The 25,719-nt window shown below is 63.7% G+C and carries 25 protein-coding genes; 10 read left to right on the forward strand and 15 right to left on the reverse strand.

Annotated elements, in window-relative coordinates; translation table 11 throughout:
- Positions 1–108 precede the first annotated feature (108 nt).
- Positions 109–1,578, reverse strand: coding sequence for a cryptochrome/photolyase family protein (locus GCM43_RS07880; RefSeq protein ID WP_152243001.1), 1,470 nt, complete (start codon positions 1,576–1,578; stop codon positions 109–111).
- A gap of 308 nt (positions 1,579–1,886) precedes the next feature.
- Here GCM43_RS07880 and GCM43_RS07885 point away from each other — a divergent pair, with 308 nt between their 5' ends.
- From GCM43_RS07885 to GCM43_RS07910, 6 genes are all read left to right on the forward strand, one after another.
- Positions 1,887–2,534: a YqgE/AlgH family protein gene (locus GCM43_RS07885; protein ID WP_226929389.1), complete on the forward strand. Its 648-nt coding sequence runs from the start codon at positions 1,887–1,889 to the stop codon at positions 2,532–2,534.
- A complete protein-coding gene (gene ruvX / locus GCM43_RS07890) occupies positions 2,531–2,929 on the forward strand; it encodes a Holliday junction resolvase RuvX (RefSeq protein WP_226929390.1) in 399 nt (132 codons plus the stop codon). Before GCM43_RS07885 ends, ruvX begins: the two co-directional genes overlap by 4 nt.
- A gap of 4 nt (positions 2,930–2,933) precedes the next feature.
- Positions 2,934–3,446, forward strand: a complete 513-nt coding sequence (gene pyrR, locus GCM43_RS07895; RefSeq protein ID WP_152243002.1) for a bifunctional pyr operon transcriptional regulator/uracil phosphoribosyltransferase PyrR — start codon at positions 2,934–2,936, stop codon at positions 3,444–3,446.
- Between the two features lie 9 nt (positions 3,447–3,455).
- A complete protein-coding gene (locus GCM43_RS07900) occupies positions 3,456–4,421 on the forward strand; it encodes an aspartate carbamoyltransferase catalytic subunit (RefSeq protein WP_152243003.1) in 966 nt (321 codons plus the stop codon).
- A gap of 23 nt (positions 4,422–4,444) precedes the next feature.
- Positions 4,445–5,746, forward strand: coding sequence for a dihydroorotase (locus GCM43_RS07905; protein WP_152243004.1), 1,302 nt, complete (start codon positions 4,445–4,447; stop codon positions 5,744–5,746).
- Between the two features lie 140 nt (positions 5,747–5,886).
- On the forward strand, positions 5,887–6,630 hold the full coding sequence (locus GCM43_RS07910) for a lysophospholipid acyltransferase family protein (protein ID WP_152243005.1): 744 nt from the start codon (positions 5,887–5,889) through the stop codon (positions 6,628–6,630).
- Between the two features lie 11 nt (positions 6,631–6,641).
- Here the strand turns inward: GCM43_RS07910 and GCM43_RS07915 are convergent, their stop codons facing one another.
- The 7 genes from GCM43_RS07915 to GCM43_RS07945 form a co-directional block, all read right to left on the reverse strand.
- Positions 6,642–7,406, reverse strand: a complete 765-nt coding sequence (locus GCM43_RS07915) for an ABC transporter permease (RefSeq protein ID WP_152243006.1) — start codon at positions 7,404–7,406, stop codon at positions 6,642–6,644.
- Positions 7,407–7,417: 11 nt separating this feature from the next.
- Positions 7,418–8,662 (reverse strand): ABC transporter substrate-binding protein, encoded by a 1,245-nt coding sequence (locus tag GCM43_RS07920; RefSeq protein WP_152243007.1) that lies wholly within the window; start codon positions 8,660–8,662, stop codon positions 7,418–7,420.
- 20 nt (positions 8,663–8,682) lie between these two features.
- Positions 8,683–9,486, reverse strand: a complete 804-nt coding sequence (locus GCM43_RS07925; protein ID WP_413770936.1) for an ABC transporter ATP-binding protein — start codon at positions 9,484–9,486, stop codon at positions 8,683–8,685.
- Positions 9,483–10,556: an acyl-CoA dehydrogenase family protein gene (locus tag GCM43_RS07930; RefSeq protein ID WP_152243008.1), complete on the reverse strand. Its 1,074-nt coding sequence runs from the start codon at positions 10,554–10,556 to the stop codon at positions 9,483–9,485. The genes GCM43_RS07925 and GCM43_RS07930 overlap by 4 nt, the downstream gene beginning before the upstream one ends.
- Before the next feature lies 1 nt (position 10,557).
- Positions 10,558–11,124 (reverse strand): carboxymuconolactone decarboxylase family protein, encoded by a 567-nt coding sequence (locus GCM43_RS07935; protein ID WP_152243009.1) that lies wholly within the window; start codon positions 11,122–11,124, stop codon positions 10,558–10,560.
- Positions 11,125–11,243: 119 nt separating this feature from the next.
- A complete protein-coding gene (locus tag GCM43_RS07940) occupies positions 11,244–12,155 on the reverse strand; it encodes an AraC family transcriptional regulator (RefSeq protein ID WP_152243010.1) in 912 nt (303 codons plus the stop codon).
- A gap of 88 nt (positions 12,156–12,243) precedes the next feature.
- Positions 12,244–13,089, reverse strand: coding sequence for a symmetrical bis(5'-nucleosyl)-tetraphosphatase (locus GCM43_RS07945; protein ID WP_152243011.1), 846 nt, complete (start codon positions 13,087–13,089; stop codon positions 12,244–12,246).
- A gap of 302 nt (positions 13,090–13,391) precedes the next feature.
- On the opposite strand from GCM43_RS07945, the gene GCM43_RS07950 reads away from it, so the two are divergent.
- The 4 genes from GCM43_RS07950 to waaA all read left to right on the forward strand — a co-directional run bounded on the left by GCM43_RS07950 (position 13,392) and on the right by waaA (position 17,462).
- A complete protein-coding gene (locus GCM43_RS07950; RefSeq protein WP_319636945.1) occupies positions 13,392–13,685 on the forward strand; it encodes an H-NS histone family protein in 294 nt (97 codons plus the stop codon).
- Positions 13,686–13,759: 74 nt separating this feature from the next.
- Positions 13,760–15,157: a phosphomannomutase/phosphoglucomutase gene (locus GCM43_RS07955; protein ID WP_152243013.1), complete on the forward strand. Its 1,398-nt coding sequence runs from the start codon at positions 13,760–13,762 to the stop codon at positions 15,155–15,157.
- Between the two features lie 3 nt (positions 15,158–15,160).
- On the forward strand, positions 15,161–16,171 hold the full coding sequence (gene waaC / locus GCM43_RS07960) for a lipopolysaccharide heptosyltransferase I (RefSeq protein ID WP_152243014.1): 1,011 nt from the start codon (positions 15,161–15,163) through the stop codon (positions 16,169–16,171).
- 10 nt (positions 16,172–16,181) lie between these two features.
- On the forward strand, positions 16,182–17,462 hold the full coding sequence (gene waaA / locus GCM43_RS07965) for a lipid IV(A) 3-deoxy-D-manno-octulosonic acid transferase (RefSeq protein WP_152243015.1): 1,281 nt from the start codon (positions 16,182–16,184) through the stop codon (positions 17,460–17,462).
- A gap of 255 nt (positions 17,463–17,717) precedes the next feature.
- On the opposite strand, the gene GCM43_RS07970 is transcribed toward waaA, so the two are convergent.
- The 7 genes from GCM43_RS07970 to GCM43_RS08000 all read right to left on the reverse strand — a co-directional run bounded on the left by GCM43_RS07970 (position 17,718) and on the right by GCM43_RS08000 (position 25,712).
- The gene (locus GCM43_RS07970; RefSeq protein ID WP_413770939.1) at positions 17,718–18,650 is read right to left on the reverse strand and encodes a M48 family metallopeptidase; all 933 of its coding nucleotides are present in this window, start codon (positions 18,648–18,650) and stop codon (positions 17,718–17,720) included.
- 53 nt (positions 18,651–18,703) lie between these two features.
- Positions 18,704–19,444 (reverse strand): lysophospholipid acyltransferase family protein, encoded by a 741-nt coding sequence (locus tag GCM43_RS07975; RefSeq protein ID WP_152243016.1) that lies wholly within the window; start codon positions 19,442–19,444, stop codon positions 18,704–18,706.
- A 14-nt stretch (positions 19,445–19,458) separates the two neighbouring features.
- On the reverse strand, positions 19,459–20,046 hold the full coding sequence (gene gmhB, locus GCM43_RS07980) for a D-glycero-beta-D-manno-heptose 1,7-bisphosphate 7-phosphatase (RefSeq protein ID WP_152243017.1): 588 nt from the start codon (positions 20,044–20,046) through the stop codon (positions 19,459–19,461).
- Entirely contained in the window at positions 20,046–22,148 is a 2,103-nt protein-coding gene (gene glyS, locus GCM43_RS07985; protein ID WP_152243018.1) for a glycine--tRNA ligase subunit beta, read from the reverse strand. Before glyS ends, gmhB begins: the two co-directional genes overlap by 1 nt.
- A 36-nt stretch (positions 22,149–22,184) precedes the next feature.
- On the reverse strand, positions 22,185–23,105 hold the full coding sequence (glyQ, locus tag GCM43_RS07990; RefSeq protein ID WP_152243019.1) for a glycine--tRNA ligase subunit alpha: 921 nt from the start codon (positions 23,103–23,105) through the stop codon (positions 22,185–22,187).
- 134 nt (positions 23,106–23,239) lie between these two features.
- The gene (lnt, locus tag GCM43_RS07995) at positions 23,240–24,817 is read right to left on the reverse strand and encodes an apolipoprotein N-acyltransferase (protein WP_193315566.1); all 1,578 of its coding nucleotides are present in this window, start codon (positions 24,815–24,817) and stop codon (positions 23,240–23,242) included.
- A 16-nt stretch (positions 24,818–24,833) separates the two neighbouring features.
- Positions 24,834–25,712: an HlyC/CorC family transporter gene (locus tag GCM43_RS08000; protein WP_152243020.1), complete on the reverse strand. Its 879-nt coding sequence runs from the start codon at positions 25,710–25,712 to the stop codon at positions 24,834–24,836.
- Positions 25,713–25,719 lie beyond the last annotated feature (7 nt).

Consider the following 25,719-nt stretch of genomic DNA (forward strand, 5'->3'; position numbering starts at 1 on the left):
GGCCTTCGGCCAGCTAATCCGACCTACGGCCCTTGGGTGGCGTAGGTCGGATTAGCGGCGGTACGCCGCGTAATCCGACAACACTGCCGGCTTGCTAACACCGTCATCTCACTGCCCGGCGTCCACCACCTTGACCACCGCATAGCGTTCGAGCGTTTCCTTGCGTGCTTCGTCGTGCTGCACCAGCGGCAGCGGATAATCGCGGCCCAGCACGATATTGTGCTGCGCGAGCAGCATGCGCGGCACCAGCCAGGGGGCGTGGATGTCCTTGTCGCCCAGCGCCTTCAACTGCGGCAGGTAGCGGCGGATAAAGCGTCCGGCGCCGTCGAATTTTTCCGACTGTGTAATCGGGTTGAAGATGCGAAAGTACGGTTGCGCATCGCAGCCGGACGAAGAGGCCCACTGCCAGCCGCCGTTGTTCGAGGCCAGGTCGAAGTCGTTCAGGTGCAGCGCAAAATAGGCTTCGCCGCGGCGCCAGTCGATGCCCAGGTCCTTGATCAGGAAACAGGCGGTGACCATGCGCAGGCGGTTGTGCATATAGCCGGTCTGGTTCAGCTGCGCCATGGCCGCGTCGACCAGCGGATACCCTGTGCGTCCTTCGCACCAGGCGGCGAACAATTCGTCGGCCTCTGGTCCGGTTTCCCAGGCAATCGCATCATAGGCCGGCTTGAAGGCGCTGCCTTCCACATGCGGGTTCTGGTACAGGATCATGGCGTAGAAATCGCGCCAGATCAGTTCGGCCAGCCACACCGGCGCGCCGTCGCCGCCGCCACCGCGCTCCATCAGGTCAACCAGGGTACGCACCAGGTAGCGCAGCGAGACGGTGCCAAAGCGCAGATGCGTCGACAGGTAGGATGGCCCCTTTAGTGCCGGAAAGTCGCGCGCCACGTCGTATTTTTCCACGCGCGTCAGGAACTGCTCGAACAGCTGCGCGCCGCCCGACATGCCGGTCGGAATCGCCAGCTCGGCCAGGTTGCTGGGCTCGAAACCCAGCTCGGCCAGCGTCGGCAAGGGTGGGGCCGGACTGCGCGGCGGCGCCAGGTGCGCTGCATGCGGCTCGATATCGTATGGCGCCAGGCAGGCCGGTTCGGCGCGCATTTTCTTCAGCCAGGCGTTCTTGTACGGCGTATAGACGGTATAGGGCTTGCCGGTCTGCGTCAGTACCTCGTTTTTTTCAAAGATCACCTGGTCCTTGAAGCTGAACCACAGCCGTGCATCGTCCGTCAACGCCTGTGCCACGGCCGCATCGCGGGCTATTGCCTGCGGTTCATAGTCGTGATTGGCGAACACGGCGTCGACACCGAGTTCGGCCGCCAGGCGTGGAATGGCGGTGGCGGCATCGTCGTGCAGCACGATCAGGTCGCCGCCAAGCTGGCGCAGTTCGCGCGCCAGTTCGGCGATGCTGGCGTGAATGAAGTCCACGCGGCGGTCGCGCCGCGGCAGGCTGTCCAGGATCGCGCTGTCATACACGAAGACGCAATGGACGGATTGGCTCTGGCGCAGTGCATGGTGCAAGGCGGCATGGTCAAAAGCGCGCAGGTCGCGGCGGAACCAGACCAGGGAAGTGGAGATTGTCATTATTTAATGATTTTTCTGAGTTTGATGATTTTTTGTCATACAAGGATCAAGAAATGGCGGTTTTTCGCCATACTGCGGGCATTATGGCCGTTCGCGCCGTGCCATCGGCGTCGCCCCAACGTTAATTCAGTGTAAACTAGCGCCTGACTGGGCGGTGGTGGTCCACCACTTGCGTGCGACAACAAGGCGGCGATCAATTCTATAGTGATTGCCCCCAAACGCCGCGCGCGGCGTCACCGCACACTGAAAAAGAAACACAGCAGGGGCAAGCGGTATGTGCAGCGAAGCCCACAGAGAGAATATTGCGTATGAAAAAGACCAAGATCGACCACACGCTGCCGGGACATCGATTGATGCAAAGTGCCGGCCAGGGCGCGCCGACTGGCATGTCCACGCTGAACCTGGCCAACCATTTTCTGATCGCCATGCCGGCGATGCAGGATCCGATTTTCGGCGGCACCGTGGTGTACGTGTGCGAACACAATGAAAACGGCGTGCTCGGCGTGGTGATCAACAAGCCCACCGACATGACCATGGAGGTGCTGTTCGAACGCATCGACCTGAAACTGGCCGCCGGCAGCGACGCGCCCATCGTGCATGAGCCGATCATGTTCGGCGGTCCGGTGCAAGATGACCGCGGCTTCGTGCTCCATACGCCCGGCGCGCGCTATTCGTCGTCGCTGACGGTGACCGAGGATGTGGCGTTTACCACCTCGATCGATGTGCTCGAAGCTGTTGCCAAAGGCGATGGCCCCGAGCGCATGCTCGTTTCCATCGGTTATTCGGGCTGGAGCCCGGGCCAGCTGGAAGACGAGATCGGCCGCAACGGCTGGCTGACCGTCGGCGCGTCGGCCGATATCCTGTTCGACCTGCCGATTGCCGAGCGCTATGTGGCGGCCATCAAGTTGCTCGGTATCGACCCGCTGATGCTGGCCTCCGAAGCCGGCCACGCATGAGCGGCGAGGCCATCGATACCATCCTGGCCTTTGATTTTGGCCTGAAACGCATCGGCGTGGCCATCGGCAATACCATGATCTGCCAGGCCAAGCCCCTGAGCGTGATTACGGCCACGGCCAATGAACCGAAGTTTGCCGCGATTGCCGCCCTGATTGCCGAATGGGGTCCCAGCCGCATCGTGGTGGGTTTGCCCAGCCATCCGGACGGCACCGAGCATGAAATGAGTGCGCGCTGCCGTCGCTTTGCCAATCAGCTCAACGGGCGCTACAACCTGCCGGTGGAGCTGGTTGACGAGCGCTATTCGTCGGCCGTGATTGCCGCCAAGCGCGGCGACGTGATCGATGACAAGGCCGCCGCCATTATCTTGCAACAGTATTTTGACGCGAACTTCTGAACCCATGCCCACAACTCTGAATCCTTCCCAACTCGACGCCGAGGCGCTGTACTCGGTGCTGCTGCAGCAAGTGAAAACCGGCCTGGCCGGGGTGGCCAATGTCGCCATCGTCGGCATCCACTCGGGCGGCGCCTGGCTGGCCGAGCGCCTGGCGCGCGACCTGGACCTGGCCGACCGCCTGGGTGTGCTTGACGTGTCTTTCTACCGCGACGATTTTGCGCAGAAAGGCCTGCACGCCGACGTCAAACCGACCCAGATCAACTTCGAAGTGGCCGGCGCCACCATTCTGCTGGTTGACGATGTGCTCTACACGGGCCGCACCACGCGCGCTGCGATCAACGAACTGTTCGACTATGGCCGTCCGGCCAAGATCATGCTGGCCGCGCTGGTTGACCGCGGCGAACGCCAGCTGCCGGTGGCCGCCGATTTCGTGGCCGCCTTCACGACCGTGCCGCCGGGCCAGGCGCTGGTCCTCAAGCAGGCCGACACCGGAACCTTCACGCTTACCTTGGCTTAACTACCCACCATGCTCAATCCGCAACTGAACAAACACGGCGAACTGCAACACCTGTTGACCATCGAAGGCCTGCCGAAGTCTATCGTCAACCATATCCTCGACACCGCCTCGTCGTTTGTCGGCATTTCCGACCGCGACGTCAAGAAAGTGCCGCTGATGCGCGGCAAAAGTGTTTTCAACCTGTTCTTTGAAAACTCCACGCGCACCCGCACCACCTTCGAGATCGCTGCCAAGCGCCTGTCGGCTGACGTGATCAACCTCAATATCCAGGCTTCTTCGGCCAGCAAGGGCGAATCGCTGCTCGACACCATCGACAACCTGTCGGCCATGCATGCCGACATGTTCGTGGTGCGCCATGCGCAGTCGGGCGCGCCATACCTGATCGCCAAGCACCTGATCGACACCAAACAGCCGCATGTCCACGTGGTCAACGCCGGCGACGGCCGCCACGCGCACCCGACCCAGGGCCTGCTCGACATGTACACCATCCGTCACTACAAGAAGGACTTCACCAACCTGACGGTGGCCATCGTCGGCGATATCCTGCACAGCCGCGTGGCGCGCTCGGACATCCACGCCCTGACCACCCTGGGCGTACCGGAAGTGCGCGCCATCGGCCCGCACACGCTGCTGCCGGGCGGTCTCGATCAGATGGGTGTGCGCACCTTTACCAATATGGAAGAGGGCCTGAAGGGCGTCGATGTGATCATCATGCTGCGCCTGCAAAACGAGCGCATGAGCGGCGCGCTGCTGCCGTCGGCGCAGGAGTATTTCAAGAGCTACGGCCTGACGCCCGAGCGCCTGGCCCTGGCCAAGCCGGACGCCATCGTCATGCATCCGGGGCCGATGAACCGCGGCGTCGAAATCGACTCGGCGGTGGCTGACGGCCCGCAGGCAGTGATTCTGCCGCAGGTCACTTTCGGGATCGCCGTGCGCATGGCGGTCATGAGTATTTTGGCTGGTAATCAGGGCTGATGGCCAGGGAACGAGAAGCAAGCATGACGACACTACATATCAAGAACGGCCATCTGATCGATCCGGCCAACGGCATCGACGCCCTGCAGGACCTGTTTATCGCTGACGGCAAGGTAGCAGCCATCGGCGCTGCACCAGCCGGCTTCGTGGCTGACACCACCTTTGACGCGGCCGGCCTGGTGGTTTCACCCGGCCTGGTCGACCTGTCGGCGCGCCTGCGCGAGCCAGGCTACGAATACAAGGCCACGCTGGAGTCGGAACTGCAGGCAGCATTGCAAGGCGGCGTGACCAGCCTGGTATGCCCGCCCGACACCGACCCGGTACTGGACGAACCGGGCCTGGTCGAGATGCTGAAATACCGTGCCAAGACGCAGAACAAGGCCCATGTCCATCCGCTGGGCGCATTGACGATGGGCCTGAAAGGCCAGTCGCTGACCGAGATGGCCGAACTGACCGAAGCGGGCTGCATCGGCTTTGCGCAGGCCGAGGAGCCAATCGAAGACACCACCGTGCTGCTGCGCGCCATGCAGTATGCGAACACCTTTGGCTACACCGTCTGGCTGCGTCCGCAGGACCCGCATATCGGCCGAGGCGGCATCGCCCACAGCGGCCCGCTGGCGTCGCGCCTGGGCCTGTCGGGTGTGCCGGTGATGTCGGAAACCATCGCGCTGCACACGATTTTCGAACTGATGCGCGCCACCGGCGCCAGGGTCCACCTGTGCCGCATTTCCTCAGGCGCCGGCCTGGAACTGATCCGCGCCGCCAAAGCCGAAGGCCTGCCCGTTACCTGCGATGTGGGCGTGCACCATGCACATCTGACCGACGCCGATATCGGCTTTTTCGACCCGAACGCGCGCGTCACGCCGCCGTTTCGCAGCCAGCGTGACCGCGACGCGATCCGCGCCGCACTGCTCGACGGCACGGTCGACGCCATGTGTTCGGACCATACGCCGGTCGACGACGATGAAAAGCTGCTGCCGTTCGGCGAAGCCTCGCCAGGCGCCACCGGCCTGGAACTGTTGCTGTCGCTGGCGCTGAAATGGGCCGACGACTACGCGCAGGTGCAGTCGCCGCAAGGCGCCCGCCCGCTGGCGCGCGCAGTGGCCAAGGTGACCTCGGATGCCGCGCGCGTGGCCGGCATCGCCGCCGGTAGCCTGGCTGTTGGCGAGGCAGCCGATATCTGCGTATTCGACCCGGCCGCGCGCTGGACCGTGTCACCGTCTTCGCTGGCCAGCCAGGGCAAGCATACGCCGTTCCTGGGCTATGAACTGTCCGGCGTTGTCAGGGCCACCATCGTCGGTGGACAGGTGGCGTTTCAACGCTGATTGCAGCTTGTCGTTAGCCGTAGGTCGGATTAGCGGCACGCGTAATCCGACAAGCCTGTGGCAATTCCTGCCGGCTTGCGCCGGGCCTGGCAGCCCGGCCAGGCCAGCCTACGCGGCCTTGCTCTCAACTTTGGTGTGATTTGAAACTTCTGCTTACCTGGCGCCTTGCGCGCGTTGCCCTGCACCTGGCCATCGGCATGACCAAAAGCCTGGTGCTGTTTCCCTGGCTCGATGTGGCGGGGCGCAACCGGCGCATCCGCGCCTGGTCGCGTCAGCTGCTGGCCATCTGTAACGTCACCGTGCAGGCCTCAGGCAGCCATGCCGGCGCGCTTGACCACTGCCTGGTGGTGGCCAATCACGTGTCCTGGCTCGATATCTTCGTGATCGATGCGGTGCATCCCTGCCGCTTTGTCGCCAAGGCCGAGATCCGTTCATGGCCGATACTGGGCTGGCTGGCGGCGCGCGCCGGCACCATCTTTATTTCCCGTGGCAGCAAGCGCGACCTGCGCAAGATTTTCCAGGGGCTGGTCGATAAACTCAAGGATGGCGAACGCGTGGGCGTGTTCCCGGAAGGGACCACCGCCGCGCAGGGGCAGCTGCTGCCGTTTCACGCCAATCTGTTTGAAGCGGCCATCGACGCCGGGGCGCCGGTGCAGCCGTTTGCCGTGTCCTATGTCGATGCGCAGGGCCGGCCGCACGACTCGATTGATTTCATTGGCGAGATGACCTTTGCACAAAGCATGGTGCGCATCCTGTGCGGCAGGCCGGTGATTGCTCGCCTGGAATGCCTGGCGCCGATCGATACGGTCGGTACGCACCGGCGCGAACTGGCGCTGGCGGCGCATGCCGCCGTGGCCAATTCGCTGGGTGTTGCTACCGCTTGATCAGTGTTTAATCAGCGTTTCAAATGCAGCCAGCGTGCATGGGCGGCGCGGGCCAGGTAGTCGAGCAAAAAACCCAGTATGCCGATCAGCACGATGGCGGCCATCAGTTCCGAATACGCGAGACGGTCGCGCGTATCGAGGATAAAGTAGCCCAGCCCAGCCGATACGCCCAGCATCTCGGCCGGTACCAGCACGATCCAGATTATGCCGATGGCCAGGCGCACGCCGGTCAGGATATCGGCGGTAATGCCGGGCAAAATCACCTTGAACACAATTTCGCTGCGCGTGGCCGACAGGCTCCTGGCCAGCAGCAGCCAGTTCGGATCGAGCCGCGCCACGCCGGCTGCGGTATTGAGCATGATCGGCCAGACGGCCGCAAACGCCAGCAGGAAATACACGGGTGCATTGCCCACGCCCAGCACCATCACGGCTATCGGCATCCACGACAGCGGCGAGACCATGCGCAGCAGCTGAAACAGCGGCATGGCGGCGCCGGAAAAGCTTTTCGACATGGCCACCAGCACGCCCAGCGGCACGCCGATGACGATGGCCAGCCCCAGTCCGACGCCGACGCGCTGCAGGCTGAGCAGCACGTGCAGCCAGATATCAGACCCTGTCACCAGCTCGCGCAGCGCCAGCACAGTGGGCAGCGGCGCAAAGGCAGCACCGATCGGCGTCGATTTTTCCAGCGCCGAGACACCTAGCGACCATAGCCCGACAGCCACGGCCAGGCCGACCAGGGGCAGGCCCAGACGCGTCCACGCCCGGGTCAACATCTTGTCCGCCATCAGACCGCCACGGTTTCAGTGCGCATCAGGTTGGCCGGCAGGCCGAATACGGACGGGCCGCCAACGCTGTTGATGGCCTTGCGCATAAAGCGGTCGTCAACCAGGTCGCGCGCAGCGAACTTCGGATTGAGCTTGGTGAGGAAGCTGGTGTCGCCCTCCACTTTGGTGCGGCCGATGGCGCGCACCAGTTCTTCCGTGTACGAGGCAAACGGGTAGGGCTGGAAGTCGATGCGGCGCTGCTGCCAGTCCTTGTGCACGATCAGGCCCTTTTTCTCGTAGGTGGCATAGTCGGTGGTGGCCAGTACCTTGGTCAGCACCTGCAGCGGGTGCGGCGTGTAGCGGTGCTCGCCCGAATTGGCCAGCAGCTTGGCAGTGTCGACCTGGTTCGAACGCGTCCACAGCTGCGCCTTGACGATGGCGTTGGTGACCTTCTGCGCCCATTCGGGGCGGGTGGTGATGTCGCGCTCGGACAGGAACGTCACGCAGCAGGCATGGTTTTTCCACACGTCGCCCGAAAAGCGCAGGATCTTGCCGATGCCGGCGTTTTCCGCCGCTGCATTGAAGGGCTCGGCCACGATATAGCCTGCAATGGCCTTGCTGGCCAGCGCCGACACCATCTCGGCTGGCGCCAGCACGATCAGGTTGACTTCATTGGCCTTGATCGGTGCGTTGCGCGGACGGGTGACGGCCGTCAGGCCATTGGCAGTCAGTATCTGCTGCAGCAGGATATTGTGGATCGAATACCAGAACGGGATCGCAAACGTGCTGCCGCCCAGGTCGGACACCTTGTTGATGTTGTTGGCCACCGTCAGCGCCGAGCCGTTGACGTGGTTCCAGGCCACCACCTTGGCCGGGAATTTCGAGCCATAGCGCACCCACAGCGTGGCTGGTGAAAGCAAGTGAATCACGTTGACCTGGCCGGCCACAAAGGCTTCGACGATCTGCGCCCAGCTGCGGAACATGCGCGGCGTTTCCGCCTGCAGGCCTTCGGCTTCGAACATCTTGCGCGCGTGCGCCACCAGCAGCGGGGTGGCGTCGGTAATCGGCAGATAGCCGATTTTCACCGGCTGGTCGTCGCCCTTAGGTCCCTGCTGGGCCATCGCGTCGCCGGCAAACAGCAGCGGCGAGGCCACGCTGGCCGTGGCCAGCGCGGACAGGCGCAGGAAGTCGCGGCGGGTCAGGCCGCAATCGCAGTCCGACGAAGCGCAGATATGCAGCGGTTTGTCTTTTGGGGTGTCTATCATCGTAAGGTCCCGTTCATGGTTTAAAGGGCTGCGCCGGCGGGCGCATGATCTTGCTGCTGCAACGCCTGCAAGGCGTCGAGGATGTCCATCTTGAGGGCGATCACGTCGTCGCTGTGGCCGATGCGCGGCTGGGCGATATCGACCTGCCACTGTCGCACAATATTGCCGGGTTTGCCACCCATCAGCAAGATGCGGTCGGCCACCAGAATCGCCTCGTCGATATCGTGTGTGACCAGCAGCACCGCTGTGTGCCAGCGGTGTACCACTTCGACCAGCAGTGACTGCATTTCCGAGCGCGTGATGGCGTCCAGTGCCGAAAACGGCTCGTCGGCAAACAGCAGCTCCGGCTCGCGCGCCAGTGCACGCGCCAGCGCCACGCGCTGCGCCATGCCGCCTGACAGCGCCGACGGATACAGTTTTTCGCGGCCCTTGAGGCCCACCGCTTCAATCGCCTGCGCCACGCGCGCCTGGTGCGCCTCGCGCGTCAGCTTGGGCTGATGCTTGAAGTCGAGGCCAAAGCCGGTGTTGCCGGTCACGTTCAGCCAGGGCAGCAAACTGGCCTGCTGGAACACCAGCGCGCTGCGCGGATCGGGTTCGCGCATCGGCGCGCCGAGAAAGTCAATGCTGCCGGTGGACGGCGCCTGCAACCCGGCCAGCACGCGCAGCAGGCTCGACTTGCCGCAGCCGCTGCCGCCGAGCAGGCAGACGATTTCACGCTGGCGTATGCCTAGCGAGACCTGTTCGAATACCGGCGCCGTGCCGGGGTAGGCAAAGCTCAGGTCCTGCGCCTGCAGCGCCCAGTCGCTACCATTCATGCCACTCATGCTGCAGCTGCGGCCTTGGCCGCGTCGAACTGCGCCAGCGCCGATTGCAGCTGCGTCAGGCTCGGCGTGACGATGGGAATAAAGGACGACTCGCGCCAGCGGCGCGCAAAGCCCTGCTGTTCTGCGCTCAGGTAAGCGCGACCGCCCATCGCCTGCAGTTCCAGCATCAGCGCCTGCTGCACCAGTTCGGCCAGCTGTATGCGCAGGCGGAACATGGCCGGCGCCTGGCTCTGGAAGCGCCCGTCGTGCACGCCGGACAGCAGCGTATCGACCGCCTGTTCAAGCGCAGTCTGCAGCGCGGCGACGCGCGGCGTGAGCTGGTTGCGCGAGCCCACCGAAATGGCCTCGGCCCTGGCCAGGCTGGCGCGCGCCAGGCCGATCGACAGGCCGCACTGCATGCCAAGGAAAGCCGGGCGCACCTGCGGCAGCCACACGGGGGCGTTGTCGCTGATGATGTCGGCGCTGGCGATGGCCACTTGCGTGAGCCTGACCGATGCGGTATTGCTGCCGCGCAGGGCGATCAGATCTAGATCGTCGTTGCGCTGCACGCCAGGCGCATGGCTGTCAAAGGCCACGATCACCGGCGGCGCGCCATCGGTTGGGGCCACGGCGGCGGCGGCCGCGAAGCCACCTTTGCGCAGGTTGGTTACCCACGCCAGGCTGCCGTCGACCAGCAGGCCGTCGCTCTGGCGCGCGCCACTGATTTGCAGCTGCTCGATGCCGGACAAGAATTTCATGGCGTTCGACAGGCCGCTGGCGCCGGCGTGGGTGCCGGCCAGCAGGCCCGGCAGGCGGCGCTCGGCCAGCGCGCGGTTCGGGCTTTGCAGCATGAATTCGATAAAGCAGCGCTGGCCCCAGAAGACAAAGGCGGCCGTGACCGATTGTTCGGCTACGTTGGCGATGGCGGCAATCGCGTCGCGCACGTCGCCGCCGGCGCCGCCATGTTCTTGTGGCACGCCGGCGGCCAGCACCTGCGCCCCGGCCAGTACCGGCAGCACGCTTTCAGCCAGGTCGTTGGAAGCATCGAGCTGCTCGGCGTGTGCGGCCAGCCAGTCAGTGAGCTGGCCCATATCAGACCGCGCCTGGCAGGTAGGGCGTCAGCTGCGGATTGACCGGCGTGCCGGCCAGGCTGTTGGTGAAATTGCACAGCGTGGCCAGGCTGATGCCAAGCACCACCTCCAGCGCCTGCTGCTCGTTGTAGCCGGCCGCGATAAAGTCCTGGTAAGCCTGGTCGCCGACGGCGCCGCGCGTGGCAATCACGGCCGTGGCAAACGCTGCCACGGCGTCCAGTCTGGCGTCGCCGGTCGGCTGGCCATGCTGCAGCGCGCGCACGATATCGGGCGTCTGGCCGGCTTTTTTCAGCGAGATGGCGCTATGGCCGGCGATACAGAAGTCGCAGCCGTGAATGCGCGCGGCGGTGATCTGCACCACTTCGCGCTCCATCAGGGAGAGGCTGGCACGCCCGTTGATGCCTGATACGGTCAGGTAGGTTTCCAGCGCCAGCGGAGCATTGGCCAGTACGCCGATCAGGTTGGGCAGAAAGCCATTGTTGGCGATGGCTTTTTCAACAAAGGGACGGCTTTCGGCCGGCGCAGTTTCCAGGGTATGCAGAGTCAGGCGGGAGGTCGATTCAGTCATGGCGGGCACCTTGCGTGATGGTTGGCAGTGACTTGATTATATGGCCGCCAGATTTTTGGCAATATACGCCTGCATCCGTGTTTTGTGCTCGTTCGTCTTTGTTTGGCGTTTTCTTGACCTCAGTTCGGCAATTGGCGCAGGCGTCGGTAAGCGCCTGGCTGCTCGCCGGTCACGCGCTTGAAGGCGCGCGTAAAGGCGGCGTGCGAGCGGTAGCCGACCATTTCGGCGGCGCGCTCGACCGAGGCGCCGTCATGCAGGCGGCGCGCGGCCAGTTTCATGCGCAGCAACAGCAGGAACTGCGCCGGCGTATGGCCGCTGACGCTGGCGAAATGCTTGCAAAAGCTGGCGCGCGACATGCACGCTGCGCTGGCCATGTTTTCGATCGACCAGTCGTCGCCGGGCGCGGCCAGCATGCGTTCGAGCAGCGGTGAAAACTCGGGGCGGTGCAGCAGTGGCAGCAGGCCGGCCGCCATCTGTTCGCCCTGCGCCACATGGCGGATCAGGTAGAAGAACAGCAGTTCGACCAGGCGCGCAATCAGCGGTGACGGCTGTTCCGGATCGTCGCCCGGCTCCTGCAAAATCAGTTCGAACAGCGAGGCGGCGGCGCTGAAAGCGGGCGCCGCGCCGCGCAGCAGCAGGTAGGGCGGAAACGAGTCGATGATCAGCGACGACAGCGGCGTGCGGAACTGAAAGAAGCCGCAGGCCAGCGCGGCGGCCTCGCCCGGAACGGGCGCGCACATCGGCAGCATCGGCTGCGCGGCAACGGCCTGCAGCGGGTCGCGGTGTGGGCTGAGGAAATGCGGCAGGTCGCGCAGCAGGAACACGCCGTCCCTGGGGCCGAGCGCGATCGGTTCGGCACCGTCGAGATGCAGGTAGCACTGGCCGCCGAGCACCAGGTGAAAGCTGCCCAGTTCCCGCCCTGCCGTCGAGGCGCGCCAATGGCCGCAGTACTGGCCCACGTGCAGCACGGCGGTATCGAGTTCCATGCTGCCCAGCAGCCAGCGTGACAATCTGTCGGTATCAGCATTCATGGCAAAACACAGGCAAAGAGTGCATCATAAGAGGCAGGCATGGCGCCGCCAACGACGCATTCCAAGTAACCATATGCGGATGCTGCATTTACCGGGCCGCCTTGCCGGCTGCCTGCCGGAACTCGGGGCAACTGACCTGGACCAGCGAGTGGTCCTGCAGGCACACGGCCGACAGCTGGCCGCCCCAGACGCAGCCGCTGTCGAGCGCGATCAGGTTCGGTTCGATGCGCAGGCCCAGCGCCGACCAGTGGCCAAACACCACCGTCTCGACCGCGCTGCGCCGGCCCGGCACCTCGAACCACGGCATCAGCCCGGAGCCTGCCGGTGCGGTGCCGCTTTCCTTGAGCTTGAAATCCATTACGCCGTCGGCGCTGCAAAAGCGCAGCCGGGTCATGGCGTTGATAATGCAGCGCAGCCGGTCAGCGCCGCGCAGGCTGTTGCGCCAGGCCGCCGGCTCATTGCCGTACATCTGGCGCAGGAAGTCAATCCAGCCGTCGCCCGACAGCATGGTTGACACCTCATCGCTGAGCGCCAGCGCCTGTCGCGGTGTCCATTGCGGCAGCAGGCCGGCGTGCACCAGCAGGTGGCCGTCCTGCTGCAACGCGAGCGGACGGCGGCGCAGCCAGCCGATCAGCTCGTCACGGTCCGGCGCGGCCAGGATATCGGACAGGGTATCGGAAGCATGCTCTGGACGGATGCCGTTGACCACCGCCAGCAGGTGCAGATCATGGTTGCCCAGCACGCTGTCGGCCAGGTCCTGCTGCCACAGGCGGTAGACCAGGCGCAAGGTCGCCAGCGAATCGGGCCCCCGGTTGATCAGGTCGCCGCAGAACAGAATGCGATAAGGACCGTCTGCGATGTCGTGCAGCCGCTCCAGCAAGGCCTGCGTCTGATCATGACAGCCTTGCAAATCACCGATAAAGTAAGTTTTCATAGTATGCGCATACAGTGCGGACAAAATAGCAATATCGACGGATTTTACCGTGTGCCTGCGATTCCTGCGGCGCAGGTGGCATCGTGAATGCCGGTGGCAGGCCGGGAAATCAATCCGGCAACAAGGGCAAATATTATTAATTAAGCGGCCGGCGTTTATTTTAAATGCGCCGATTGATTAATCGGATTAATCGGATTAATTGAAATAGAGACCGGCTTTGAAATCAAATCAATCAAAAATGCAGTATATTGGCAGGATTATTTCTGATGTAAATGCAAAGGATGGCAGTGATGGAATTATCAATGATGACAATGGTTCAATTGCGTAATTTGCAGGATCAGGTTACCCAGGAACTCAAACAACGTGAACGCAAGGATCTGCATCAGGCGCGCGATCAGATTATGGCCATTGCCGAACAAGCGGGTATCACGCTCAAACAGTTGATACAGGATGGCGTGCCACGCACCGGCAAGGTCGCGGTGCGTTACCGCAATCCCGATAACGCCAGCGAACAGTGGACTGGCCGCGGCCGCCAGCCGATATGGGTCAGGAGTTGGGTGGAATCGGGCAAGGCAATCGAGCTGCTGCGCGTATAATTCGCTATACATGGTGCAGTAGCAAGCCTTGCGGCGCGGCCGCTGTGCCCTCCTACTTTTTACAAGCTGAAACCATGAACACAGTTGCCCTGTCAAAAACGATCTTCAAAGCTTACGATATCCGCGGCATCATTGATAAGACTCTCGATGCCAGCGTGGCTAAAAAGATCGGTTGGGCATTTGGCCAGGCAGCCTTGGCCAAGGGCGAGAAGACGGTCGTGATCGGCCGTGATGGCCGCCTGTCAGGCCCGGCACTGGCCGGCGCGCTGGCGCAAGGCCTGCAATCGGCTGGCGTCGATGTGATCGACCTGGGCATGGTGGCCACGCCGATGGTGTATTTCGGCACCAATGTACTCGGCACGCGCTCCGGCATCATGGTGACTGGCAGCCATAATCCGCCTGACTACAACGGTTTCAAGATGGTGCTGGCGGGCGAAGCGATCTATGGCGACGCCATTCTGGCGCTGTACCACAGCATCGTCGCCCATGACAGCAATGGCGCCGCTGCCGTAGCCGCTCCTGGCAACTACAGCACGCATGATATCCGCGCCGCCTATATCGAGCGCATCCTGGGCGACGCCAAGCTGGCGCGCCCGATCAAGATCGCTGTCGATTGCGGCAATGGCGTGGCAGGCGCATTTGCCGGCGAGCTGTTCCGCGGCATGGGCTGCGACGTGATCGAACTGTTCTGTGAAGTCGACGGCAATTTCCCCAACCATCACCCGGACCCGGCGCATCCTGAAAACCTGCAGGACCTGATTCGGGCCCTGGCCGAGACCGATGCCGAGATCGGCATTGCCTTTGACGGAGACGGCGATCGCCTGGGCGTGGTCACCAAGGATGGCCAGATCATCTACCCGGATCGCCAGATGATGCTGTTTGCCGCCGATGTGCTGACGCGCCACCCGGGCGAACAGATTCTGTACGACGTGAAATGCACGCGCCACCTGGCGCCGTATATCAGCAAGCACGGCGGCGTGCCGCTGATGTGCAAGACCGGCCATTCGCTGGTCAAGGCCAAGCTGCGTGAAACCGGCGCACCGCTGGGCGGCGAAATGAGTGGCCATATCTTCTTCAAGGATCGCTGGTACGGTTTTGACGACGGCCTGTATTCGGGCGCGCGCCTGCTGGAAATCCTGACCCGCGAAAGCGATCCGTCGGCGCTGCTCAATTCGCTGCCGCAGTCCGACAGCACGCCCGAACTGCACCTCGAACTGAAAGAAGGCGAAAACGTGGCGCTGATGGACACCCTGCGCCGCGACGCGGTCTTCCCTGGCAATGAGCAGATCATTACCATCGACGGCCTGCGCGTGGAATATGCCGACGGCTTCGGCCTGGCCCGCTCGTCGAACACCACGCCGGTGATCGTGATGCGTTTCGAGGCCGAGACGCCGGAAGCGCTGGCGCGCATCCAGGGCCAGTTCAAGAGCGTGATCCTGGCTGCCAAGCCGGACGCCCTTCTGCCTTTCTGAACGATGGCTGGCCATGCAGGCGCGAAGGCGCCGTTGAAAATTCTGCTGGTGCGCGTCTCCTCGCTGGGCGACGTGCTGCATAATCTGCCGATGGTGGCCGATATCGCCCGCCATTATCCCGATGCGATTATCGACTGGGTGGTGGAGGAGGGCTATGTCAGCCTGGTGCGCCTGAACGCGCGTGTCGGCACCATCTTCCCGTTTGCACTGCGACGGTGGCGCAAAAGCCTGGGCAAAAAGGAAACGCGCGCTGAAATTGCTGCGTTTTTCCGCCAGTTGCGCCAGACCCGCTACGACTATGTGTTCGACACGCAGGGTCTGCTCAAGACCGGCGTGATCATGGGCGCGGCGCGCCTGGCGCCGGGCGGCCAGAAGGTCGGCCTGGCCAATGGCAGCGAAGGCTCCGGTTACGAAGGCATTTCGCGCATCTTCCACAGCAAGAGCATTCCACTCGATCCGCGCACGCATGCGGTGGCGCGCGGGCGCCTGGTGGCCGCCGCCGCCCTCGGTTATACGGTCGATACAGCGGCCGATTTCGGCCTGCCGGAGGTAGAGCAGGATGCGCCGCGTCCCGACTGGATGGGGGCAGAGTCGTATGCCGTGTATTTTCATGGCACCGCGCGCGACGCCAAGAAATGGCCAAGTGCGAACTGGATCGCGCTGGGCCAGGCGCTGGCACCGATGCCGATTTTGCTGCCATGGGGCTCGCCCAAGGAAAAAGCCGAGGCCGAACTGCTGGCCGCGGGCCTGCCCAATGCGCGCGTGCTGCCCAAGCTGTCGATGAGCGAGGCCACCTTGCTGGCGCGCCAGGCAGCGCTGGCGATAGGCGTCGATACGGGGCTGACCCATATCGCTGCCGCTTTTGGCACGCCGACGGTGGAAATCTATGCCGATTCACCGCGCTGGAAGACCGAAGGCAACTGGTCGCCGCGTATTATCAATCTGGGCGACAAGGGCGCGCCGCCCGACGTTGCCGAAGTGCTGGCTGCTGCCAGACAGTTGCTGGCCGTCTGAACTGAAACTGATGCGTATTCTTTATACCCTTGCCTGGTGGCTGGCGCTGCCGCTGGTGCTGGCGCGGCTATGGCTGCGCGGACGCCAGGAACCCGGCTATCGCCAGCACTGGGGCGAGCGCCTGGGCTTTTACGGCAGTAAACCTGCCGCCAGCCCGATGACGATCTGGCTGCACGCCGTCTCGGTGGGCGAGACGCGCGCGGCCGAACCGCTGGTCGATGCGCTGCTGGCCAGCTATCCGCACAGCCGCATCGTGCTCACGCATATGACGCCGACCGGGCGCGCCACCGGCAAGGCGCTGTTTGCGCGCCATGGTGCGCGCCTGGTGCAAAGCTATCTGCCGTATGACACGGGCGCCATGCCGGCGCGCTTTATCCGCCATTTTGCGCCGCGCATTTGCATATTGATGGAAACCGAAGTCTGGCCCAATCTGATTGATCAGTGCAATCGGCATCAGGTGCCGGTGGTGCTGGCCAACGCACGCCTGTCCGCGCGCTCGCTGCGCAAGGCGCTGCGCCTGGGCCGGCTGATCGGCGACGCCGCGCGCGGCATTGCGCTGGTGGCCGCACAGACGCCGGACGACGCCGAACGCGTGCGCCAGCTCGGCGTGCAGCAGGTGGCCGTTACCGGCAGCATCAAGTTCGATGTGGTGGTGCCGGAAGCGGCGCTGGCGCTGGGCGCACAGCTGCGCGCTGCCATCGGCGCACGACCGGTGCTGCTGTGCGCCAGCACCCGCGAAGGCGAAGAGGTGCTGCTGTTGGACGCCTTTGTGGCGGCACGCGCCAGCCTGCCGGCCGATGTGCTGCTGCTGCTGGTGCCGCGCCATCCGCAGCGCTTCGACGAAGTGGCGCAACTGGTCAATGCGCATGGTTTGACGGCGCAGCGCCGGTCTTCGTGGTCGGCAGGGCAGCCCATCGGCGCCGATACGCAGGTGCTGCTGGGTGACTCGATGGGCGAGATGTTTGCCTATTACGCCGCCTGCGACTGCGCCTTTGTCGGCGGCAGCCTGCTGCCGCTGGGCGGCCAGAACCTGATCGAACCGGCAGCACTGGGCAAGCCGGTGCTGATCGGCCCGCACACCTTCAATTTTGCGCAGGTGACCGAGCAGGCCATCGAGGCTGGCGGCGCGGTGCGGGTCGATGATGCAGCGGCGCTGATGGCGCAGGCTGCCAGCTTGCTGTCGGATCGCCAGCAACTGGCCGCCATGGGCGCGCACGCGCTGGCGTTTGCCAGCCAGCACCGCGGAGCGACGCCGCGCACCATGGAAGCAATCAGGCCGCTGCTGACCTGAAGCGCTCTTGAAATCCAACAATTAATGTATATCACGTAGGTCGGATTAGCGGGGCAAAGCCCCGCGTAATCCGACAACATTGTTGACGCTGGCAAGGTTGTCGGATTACGGCCTGCGGCCTAATCCGACCTACGATTTTTTCCTGCCTGCACCGTATCAGTCACGTATGTCGGATTAGTCACGTAGGTCGGATTAGCGCGCAGCGCGTAATCCGACAACATTGTTGGCCCATAAGGATATTGCCGGGCCGCCGCATCACCCAAACAGCACCGGCAGCTCCTGCGAGCGCTTTTTCAGCGCCAGCTTGGCGCCTTCGTAGTCGGGGTAGATCGTCGCCACGGTGGCCCAGAAACGCGGGCTGTGGTTCATTTCCAGCAGGTGCGCCAGTTCGTGCGCGACCACGTAGTCGATCAGCGGCAGCGCAAAGTGGATCAAACGCCAGTTCAGGCGGATCTTGCGTTCGATGGTGCAGCTGCCCCAGCGCGTGCCGGCCGACGACAGCGACAGCGAGGCGTAGCGCACGCCCAGCCTGGCCGCGTACAGGTCCAGCCTTTGCTCGAACAGCGAACGCGCCTGCTGCTGATACCAGGATTTGACCTTCTCCTTCAACTGCAGTTCGGTACCGCTGGGCGTGACCCACACATGCAGCTCATTGGTATCCGCCTGGAAGCTGGCGCGGTGGCGCTGGGCCTGGTGCAGGCGCAGCGTGATGTCGCCGCCCAGGTAGGGCAGCTGCGCACCGTCGTGCCAGGCGACGGGTGCACGCTGCTGGCGTTGCAACTTGCGTTCGCCGCGTTCCTGCAGCTTGGCGATAATCCAGCTTTGCTTGGCGCGGATCGCATTGTCGATTTCAGCCAGTGTCACGCGTTTGGGCGCGGTCACGCGCAGGCCGTTATCGTCGATCATGAAGCCGATCGAGCGGCGCGTCGAGCGGCGCAGCGCAAATTCGACCAGGTGCTGCCCCAGTTGCAACTGGCGCAGCGGCGGTCCATCGTCAGCGCGTGGCGGCGAAGGCAGGGGAGCGGGTGGAGGAGGTAAAACAGTTACCGGCGCGCTTGCCGGTGTGGTTACTGGCGCCATCGGCGGCGCAATAACAGGCACCTGCGGTGCTGCAGGGCGCAGCGCCGCAGGGGGGCTGGTCGAGACATCGTGCGCGAACAGATCCAGTTGCTTGTCGCCGACCCTGATGGTCTTTAACTGCTGACGCAGTGTCGGCTCCTGGATGACCGCGCTGATGCCGTCTAGCCAGCGTTGTAGGCGTGAGGCGAAATGACGCGCATTTCTGATTCTATCCAATTTTCCACCTGTTGCATCATGCTGTCCGGGGTTTGCCCTTCCGGCGAAATCGGTTTGCCTATCGAGACCGTGATGACGCCCGGCCGCTTGAGAAACGACTGCTTGGGCCAGCACTCGCCCGAGTTGTGCGCAATCGGCACCACCACCGCGCCAGTGGCAATCGCCAGGCGCGTGCCGCCGCTCTTGTACTGGCCCTTCTGGCCCACCGGAATACGGGTGCCTTCGGGGAACATGATAATCCATTGGCCGTCCGCCAGGCGGCGTTTGCCGTGCGCCACCACGCTACGGAACGCGTGCTTGCCCTGCTTGCGGTCGATCGGGATCATGCGCAGCAGCGCCATGGCCCAGCCGAAGAACGGAATGTACAGAATCTCCTTCTTGAACACATACACCAGAGGGCGCGGCAAATTGGGCAGCAAAAAGATGGTTTCCCAGGCCGACTGGTGCTTCGACAAGACGATGGCTGGCTGGTCGGGGAAATTCTCGGCGCCCTTGACTTCGTAGCGGATGCCGCAAATGACCTTGGCGCACCAGATCATCAGCACATTCCAGCGCGAAGTGACCCAGTAGCGTTTGTTGTAACTCAATGGCGCAGCAAAAAAGCAGACGCAGGCCCAAACGATGGTGGACACGATCATGATGATCATGAACAGCAGCGATCGCAGGAACAGGGAAATATTACGCAACGCGGTTCTCCGGATTAATTACTTGATGCCACAGTGGGCGAGGGGGCGGCGGGCGCCTTGAGCAGGTGGCTGACCACGGCGGCCAGGTCGGCAAAGACCTGGGTGCCGGGCGGCAGGCCACCGGTTTCATTGGTTTGTTCGCCTTTGCCGGTCAATACCAGGTAGGGCGTGCAGCCGCTGATAAAGCCGGCCTGCAGATCGCGCAGCGAGTCGCCCACGGTCGGCACGCCTTTCAGGCTGGTGTTGTAGCGCTGCGAAATTTCATGGAACATGCCCGGCTTGGGCTTGCGGCAGTCACAGTTGTCGGCGCCGGCGTGCGGACAGAAGAAGATGGCGTCGATATCGGCGCCGACCTGCTGCGCCAGCGTATGCATCTTCTGGTGAATCGCATTTAACACCGTCATGTCGAAGTATTCGCGCGCAATGCCCGACTGGTTCGAGGCGATCACCACCCGGTAGCCAGCCTGGTTCAGGCGCGCGATCGCTTCGAGCGAACCGGGTATCGGCAGCCACTCGGCCGGCGACTTGATAAAGTCCGGCGAGTCGTGGTTGATCACGCCATCGCGGTCAAGAATGATCAGCTTGAGCGGCGCCGTACCCATTATGCCGCCAGCTTGGAAATGTCGGCCACGCGGTTCATCATCGCGTGCAGGGACGACAGCAGCGCCAGGCGGTTGTTGCGCAGCGCCACATCGTCGGCCATCACCATCACGTCGTTGAAGAAGCCGTCCACATCGTCGCGCAGCTGCGCCAGCGTCTGCAAGGTCAGCGCAAAGTCGCCGCGGGCAAACGCCGCATCGACTTCAGGCTGCACACGCGACACCGAGGCGGCCAGTTTTTTCTCGGCCTCGTCCTGCAGCAGCGCCACGTTCACGCCGCCGGCGGCAACCTGGCTGACCGCTTCCTCGTTCTTTTTGAGGATATTGGTAATGCGCTTGTTGGCCGCTGCCAGCGAGGCGCTTTCCGGCAGGGCAGCAAAGGCCTGCACCGCTTCGAGGCGCTGCACGATATCGTCCAGGCGGTCCGGCTGCTGCGCCACCACCGCTTCGATCTCGTTGGGCGAGAAGCCGCGTTCGCGCAGCATGCCGCGCAGGCGGTCGAACATGAAGCTGGCCACGTCCGCAGTCGGGTCCTTGAAGCCGGGAACCTGGGCAAACTGCGCCGCCGCATCGGCCAGCAGGCCCTTGATCGACAGCGGCAGGCGTTTTTCCAGCAGCATGCGCAGCACGCCCAGTGCGTGGCGGCGCAGTGCGAACGGATCCTTGTCGCCGGTTGGCGCCAGGCCAATGGCCCAGATACCGACCAGCGTTTCAAGCTTGTCGGCCAGCGCCACGGCCGTGCCGGTGGCGGTCGACGGCAGCGCATCGCCGGCAAAGCGCGGCTGGTAGTGTTCCGAGGCGGCCAGCGCCACTTCTTCCGGCTCACCGTCATGGCGTGCATAGTAGGTGCCCATGATGCCTTGCAGCTCGGGGAATTCACCAACCATATCGGTCAGCAGGTCGGCCTTGGCCAGGCGCGCACCGCGTTCGGCCAGCGTTACGTCGTAGCCGAGCTTGCCGGCGATGGCACCGGCCAGCGCGGTGACGCGTTGTGTGCGCGCAGCCTGCGTACCGAGCTTGTTGTGATACACCACATTGGCCAGCAGCGGCAGGCGCGACTCCAGCGTTTTCTTCTTGTCCTGCTCGAAGAAGAACTTGGCGTCGGCCAGACGCGGGCGCACCACCCGTTCGTTGCCGCCAACGATGTGCTCAGGGGTGTCGGTGGCGATGTTCGAGACGATCAGAAAGCGCGAGCGCAGCTTGCCATCGGCATCGGTCAGCGCAAAGTATTTCTGGTTGGTCTGCATGGTAAGGATCAGGCATTCCTGCGGCACGGCCAGGAATTCTTCCTCGAAATGGCATTCGTAGACCACCGGCCATTCGACCAGCGCGGTCACTTCGTCGAGCAAGGATTCTGGCATCAGCACCTGGTCGGCACCGGCTTTTTCCAGCAGCTGGGCGCGGATGGTGGCCTTGCGCTCGTCAAAGCTGGCAATCACGCTGGCGTTCAGAATCAGGCCGGCGGCATAGTTTTCTGCGTGCGCAATGGTGATCGGCTGGCCGTCGGTCAGGAAGCGGTGGCCCAGCGTCTCGCGGCCCGCTTCCAGGCCCAGCAAGGTCAGTGGCAGCAGGTTGATGCCATGCAGCGCGACCAGGCGATGGGCAGGGCGCACGAATTGCACGGTGCTGCCGTCCGGGCGCTGGTAGCTCATCAGCTTTGGAATCGGCAGCTTGGCGCAAGATTCGCTCAATGCTGCCTGCGCGCCGGTTTCAAGCTTGCTGCCTGGCGCCGTGTGGGTGTAGAAGAAGCTCTCGGCCTTGCCGTCGGCAGCGCGTTCCAGGTCGGCCACCGTCAGGTCGGGAAAACCCAGTGCGGCCAGTTTCTTGGCCAGCGGCGCGGTGCCGTTGCCGTTGGCGTCGAGCGCGACCGAGACCGGCAGCACTTTTTCGCGGATCGATTTGTCGGGTGAGACTTCACGCACATTGGTGATGGAAACGGCCAGGCGGCGCGGCGAGGCGTAGCTGGTCGCGACGCTGTTTTCTTCCAGGAAGTCGCGCGATTTCAGGCCGTTGACGATGCCGGCGGCAAAGGCGGCGCCCAGCTTGGCCAGCGCTTTCGGCGGCAGTTCTTCGGTCAGCAGTTCAATAAGCAGTGTCTGGTTCATGGTGATTCTTGTCTGTTGCGGCGTCTAGGGGCGCTGTTAGGCGGCAGGGGCGGCGTTGTCGGCAGCGGGCAGCATCGGGAAACCGAGGCGTTCGCGCGAGTCGTAATAGGCTTGCGCCACCAAGCGCGACAGCGTGCGCACGCGGCCGATATAGGCGGCGCGCTCTGTGACCGAGATGGCGCCGCGCGCGTCGAGCATATTGAAGCTGTGCGAGGCCTTCATGATCTGCTCGTAGGCCGGCAGTGTCAGTGCCAGTTCGATCAGGCGCTTGGCTTCGGACTCATGGTTGCTGAACTGGGCAAACAGCAGTTCGGTATTGGCGTGCTCGAAGTTGTAGGTCGATTGTTCCACTTCGTTCTGGTGGAACACGTCGCCATAGGTCAGCTTCTTGATCTGGCCGTTTTCTTCCCACTCGGTCCATACCAGGTCGTACACGTTTTCCACGCCCTGCAGATACATCGCCAGACGTTCGATGCCGTAGGTGATTTCGCCCAGCACCGGCTTGCAATCGAGGCCGCCCACTTGCTGGAAGTAGGTGAACTGCGTCACTTCCATGCCGTTCAGCCAGACTTCCCAGCCCAGGCCCCAGGCGCCCAGGGTCGGGCTTTCCCAGTCGTCTTCGACAAAGCGCACGTCATTTTGTTTCAGGTCCAGGCCGAGCGCGGCCAGCGAACCCAGATACAGGTCGAGAATGTTTTCCGGAGCCGGTTTCAACACCACCTGGTACTGGTAGTAGTGCTGCATGCGGTTCGGGTTTTCGCCATAGCGGCCGTCTTTCGGGCGGCGCGACGGCTGCACATACGCAGCGCGCCACGGCTCCGGGCCGATCGCGCGCAGGAAGGTACCGGTATGGAATGTACCGGCGCCCACTTCCATGTCGTAAGGCTGCAGCAGGGCGCAACCTTGCTTGTCCCAGTAGGTTTGCAAGGTCAGGATAATTTGTTGAAATGTCAGCATCGTATGGATTCGCCGCGCTCAAGGCCGCGCGTTGTTAGGGTTTGCTTGAAGCCGGGCCGCGCTGCTGGTTCACAGCGCACGGGCCGGCCATGGTTTGCTAATTTTAGCGGTTTTTATGACGCCTCAGTAACGTATTATTGGCCGGCGCCGCGCCGCTGGCCTGCGCGGCCCAGCAGCACGGCGGCCGCGAGCGCCAGCACGGTCAGCGCCAGCATCAGCTTGTTACCGTACAAGATATAGGGCGTCATGCCGCCCATGCCCTGCACGCTGGCCGCCAGCGCACCTTGGGTGACAGGGGCCAGCTGGCTCAGTACCACGCCCTTGCCGTCGATCACGGCGGTGGCGCCGGTATTGGTGGCGCGCAGCATCGGGCGGCCCGTCTCCAGGCTGCGCATCTGCGAGATCTGCAGGTGCTGTGGAATGGCGATCGAGTCGCCGAACCAGGCCAGGTTGGAGATATTGAGCAGCACCGAGGCCGACTGGCGTCCGGCGCGGTGCGCACTGGCCAGCTGGCCGGCGATTTCCTCGCCAAACAGGTCTTCGTAGCAGATATTGGGCAGCACCAGCTGGTCGCGCACCGCCAGCGGCGGTTGGACTTCGGCGCCGCGGCCCATGTCGCCCAGCGGGATGGCCATCATGGCGACAAACCAGTGCAGGCCGGGCGGCACGAATTCGCCGAACGGCACCAGATGGTGCTTGCGGTACTGGTAGTACGGCACGCCGGCAGGCTGGCCGGTAATGCCCAGCGCCGCGTTATAGAACTGCTGCTGTTCGTCGAGTACCGGCATGCCCAGCAAAATCGTGCTGCCGGTGCCTTGCGCGTAGCTGGCAAGGTTGTCCAGATAGCCGGGCGGCAGCTGGTGCGGCAGCACCGTGACCGCCGTTTCCGGCGTGGCGATCAGGTCGGCCGGCGCGGCCGTGATGGCCTTCTGGTACATATTGAGCGCGCCGAGCACGAAGCCGGGGTCGAATTTTTCCTGCTGCGGCACATTGCCCTGCAACAGGCGTACCGAGATCGGCCGGCCCACCGCATGGGTCCAGGCGACGCCCTGCAGGGCAAAGCCGGCTGCATACAGCGCCACCACGCCGGCCAGCGCCGGCCAGCGCGTGCGGTGCATTGTCAGCAGCAAGGCGCCGGCCGACAGCGCGGCCAGCCAGCCCGTGCCGTATGAGCCGACGATGGGCACAAAGCCGGCCAGTGGGCTGGCGTTGTGGGCGTAGCCGGTAGCGAGCCACGGAAAGCCGGTAAACAGCCAGCCGCGCGTCCACTCGAACAGCGTCCACATGGCCGGCAGCACCAATAGCGCCATGACGGGGATCGACAGCGTCCAGCGCTGGCGTAGCCAGCTAGCCGCGCCCATCGCCAGCGCCACGTAGATGGCCATCAGCAGCGCCAGCAGCGCCACCGCAATCACCGCCAGCGGTGCGGCCATGTCACCGTAGCGGTGCATCGAGATATACAGCCAGTGGGTGCCGGCGGCGCACCAGCCAAAGCCGTAGGCCCAGCCGACCAGCGCGCTTTTTTTGATATCCGAGGCACGCAGCACCTGGTAGAACAGCACGCCCAGCGAGGCGATCTGCAGCGGCCAGTAGCCGAAGGGAGCGAAGGCCAGCACCGCCACCGCGCCGGCAACGGCGGCGGTCAGCATGCGCGCCCAGGTGGATTTGGGCGCTCTGGCGGGGGCGTTGGGGTCCTGGCGTCTGAAACGCATCTACAGCACGCGCATGTCAGAGATCGAGTTCAGGCACATCGGGCAGACGCTCGACCAGCAGCACATGCACGCGGCGCGCATCGGCGCGCAGCACCTCGAAGCGCAGATTGCCCAGGTCGAGAATATCGCCCTTGTGCGCCATGCGTCCCAGGTGTTTCGAGACCAGGCCGCCGATGGTGTCGACATCGTCGTCGGCCAGGCGGGCGCCCAGTTCGTCGTTGAACTGGGCGATCTCGGTCAGCGCCTTGACGCGCCAGCGCGGACCGAACTGGCCTTCGCGCAGCGACATGATGTTGTCTTCGGTTTCATCGGAGTCGTATTCGTCCTCGATGTCGCCAACGATCTGTTCAAGCACGTCTTCGATGGTGATCAGGCCGGACACGCCGCTGTATTCATCGACTACGATGGCCATGTGATTGTGGTTGGCGCGGAAATCGCGCAGCAGCACGTTCAGGCGCTTGGACTCGGGAATGAAGATCGGCGGGCGCAGCATGGCGCGCACGTCGAACGATTCCTCGGCGTAGTAGCGCAGCAGGTCTTTGGCCAGCAGGATGCCGACTACCTTGTCGCGCTCGCCTTCGATGGCGGGAAAGCGCGAGTGGGCGGTCGACAGCACTTCGGGCATCCATTCCTCGATCGGCTTGCTGATGTCGATGACATCCATTTGCGAGCGGGGAATCATGATGTCGCGGGCACACAGATCCGAGACCTGGAACACGCCTTCGATCATCGACAGGGCGTCGGCGTCGATCAGCTTGCGTTCGTGTGCGTCATGCAGCACATCGAGCAGCTCTGCGCGGTTCTCGGGTTCGGGCGAAATAAGGGCGGTCAGGCGTTCAAACAGCGACCGGTGGGGTTTGGCGTCAGTTCTGACGCCACTAGGGTGCTCTGGCATAGGAGGC

This window comes from Janthinobacterium aquaticum, assembly GCF_009208565.1.
GTDB lineage: Bacteria > Pseudomonadota > Gammaproteobacteria > Burkholderiales > Burkholderiaceae_D > Janthinobacterium.

What these genes read in the sequence shown, in the direction of transcription:
- GCM43_RS07880 (WP_152243001.1), bottom strand. Translation starts at nt 1,578, where the DNA reads ATGACAATCTCCACTTCCCTGGTCTGGTTCCGCCGCGACCTGCGCGCT.
- GCM43_RS07885 (WP_226929389.1), top strand. Translation starts at nt 1,887, where the DNA reads ATGAAAAAGACCAAGATCGACCACACGCTGCCGGGACATCGATTGATG.
- ruvX (WP_226929390.1), top strand. Translation starts at nt 2,531, where the DNA reads ATGAGCGGCGAGGCCATCGATACCATCCTGGCCTTTGATTTTGGCCTG.
- pyrR (WP_152243002.1), top strand. Translation starts at nt 2,934, where the DNA reads ATGCCCACAACTCTGAATCCTTCCCAACTCGACGCCGAGGCGCTGTAC.
- GCM43_RS07900 (WP_152243003.1), top strand. Translation starts at nt 3,456, where the DNA reads ATGCTCAATCCGCAACTGAACAAACACGGCGAACTGCAACACCTGTTG.
- GCM43_RS07905 (WP_152243004.1), top strand. Translation starts at nt 4,445, where the DNA reads ATGACGACACTACATATCAAGAACGGCCATCTGATCGATCCGGCCAAC.
- GCM43_RS07915 (WP_152243006.1), bottom strand. Translation starts at nt 7,406, where the DNA reads ATGTTGACCCGGGCGTGGACGCGTCTGGGCCTGCCCCTGGTCGGCCTG.
- GCM43_RS07920 (WP_152243007.1), bottom strand. Translation starts at nt 8,662, where the DNA reads ATGATAGACACCCCAAAAGACAAACCGCTGCATATCTGCGCTTCGTCG.
- GCM43_RS07925 (WP_413770936.1), bottom strand. Translation starts at nt 9,486, where the DNA reads ATGAGTGGCATGAATGGTAGCGACTGGGCGCTGCAGGCGCAGGACCTG.
- GCM43_RS07930 (WP_152243008.1), bottom strand. Translation starts at nt 10,556, where the DNA reads ATGGGCCAGCTCACTGACTGGCTGGCCGCACACGCCGAGCAGCTCGAT.
- GCM43_RS07935 (WP_152243009.1), bottom strand. Translation starts at nt 11,124, where the DNA reads ATGACTGAATCGACCTCCCGCCTGACTCTGCATACCCTGGAAACTGCG.
- GCM43_RS07940 (WP_152243010.1), bottom strand. Translation starts at nt 12,155, where the DNA reads ATGAATGCTGATACCGACAGATTGTCACGCTGGCTGCTGGGCAGCATG.
- GCM43_RS07945 (WP_152243011.1), bottom strand. Translation starts at nt 13,089, where the DNA reads ATGAAAACTTACTTTATCGGTGATTTGCAAGGCTGTCATGATCAGACG.
- GCM43_RS07950 (WP_319636945.1), top strand. Translation starts at nt 13,392, where the DNA reads ATGATGACAATGGTTCAATTGCGTAATTTGCAGGATCAGGTTACCCAG.
- GCM43_RS07955 (WP_152243013.1), top strand. Translation starts at nt 13,760, where the DNA reads ATGAACACAGTTGCCCTGTCAAAAACGATCTTCAAAGCTTACGATATC.
- waaC (WP_152243014.1), top strand. Translation starts at nt 15,161, where the DNA reads ATGGCTGGCCATGCAGGCGCGAAGGCGCCGTTGAAAATTCTGCTGGTG.
- waaA (WP_152243015.1), top strand. Translation starts at nt 16,182, where the DNA reads ATGCGTATTCTTTATACCCTTGCCTGGTGGCTGGCGCTGCCGCTGGTG.
- gmhB (WP_152243017.1), bottom strand. Translation starts at nt 20,046, where the DNA reads ATGGGTACGGCGCCGCTCAAGCTGATCATTCTTGACCGCGATGGCGTG.
- glyS (WP_152243018.1), bottom strand. Translation starts at nt 22,148, where the DNA reads ATGAACCAGACACTGCTTATTGAACTGCTGACCGAAGAACTGCCGCCG.
- glyQ (WP_152243019.1), bottom strand. Translation starts at nt 23,105, where the DNA reads ATGCTGACATTTCAACAAATTATCCTGACCTTGCAAACCTACTGGGAC.
- lnt (WP_193315566.1), bottom strand. Translation starts at nt 24,817, where the DNA reads ATGCGTTTCAGACGCCAGGACCCCAACGCCCCCGCCAGAGCGCCCAAA.
- GCM43_RS08000 (WP_152243020.1), bottom strand. Translation starts at nt 25,712, where the DNA reads ATGCCAGAGCACCCTAGTGGCGTCAGAACTGACGCCAAACCCCACCGG.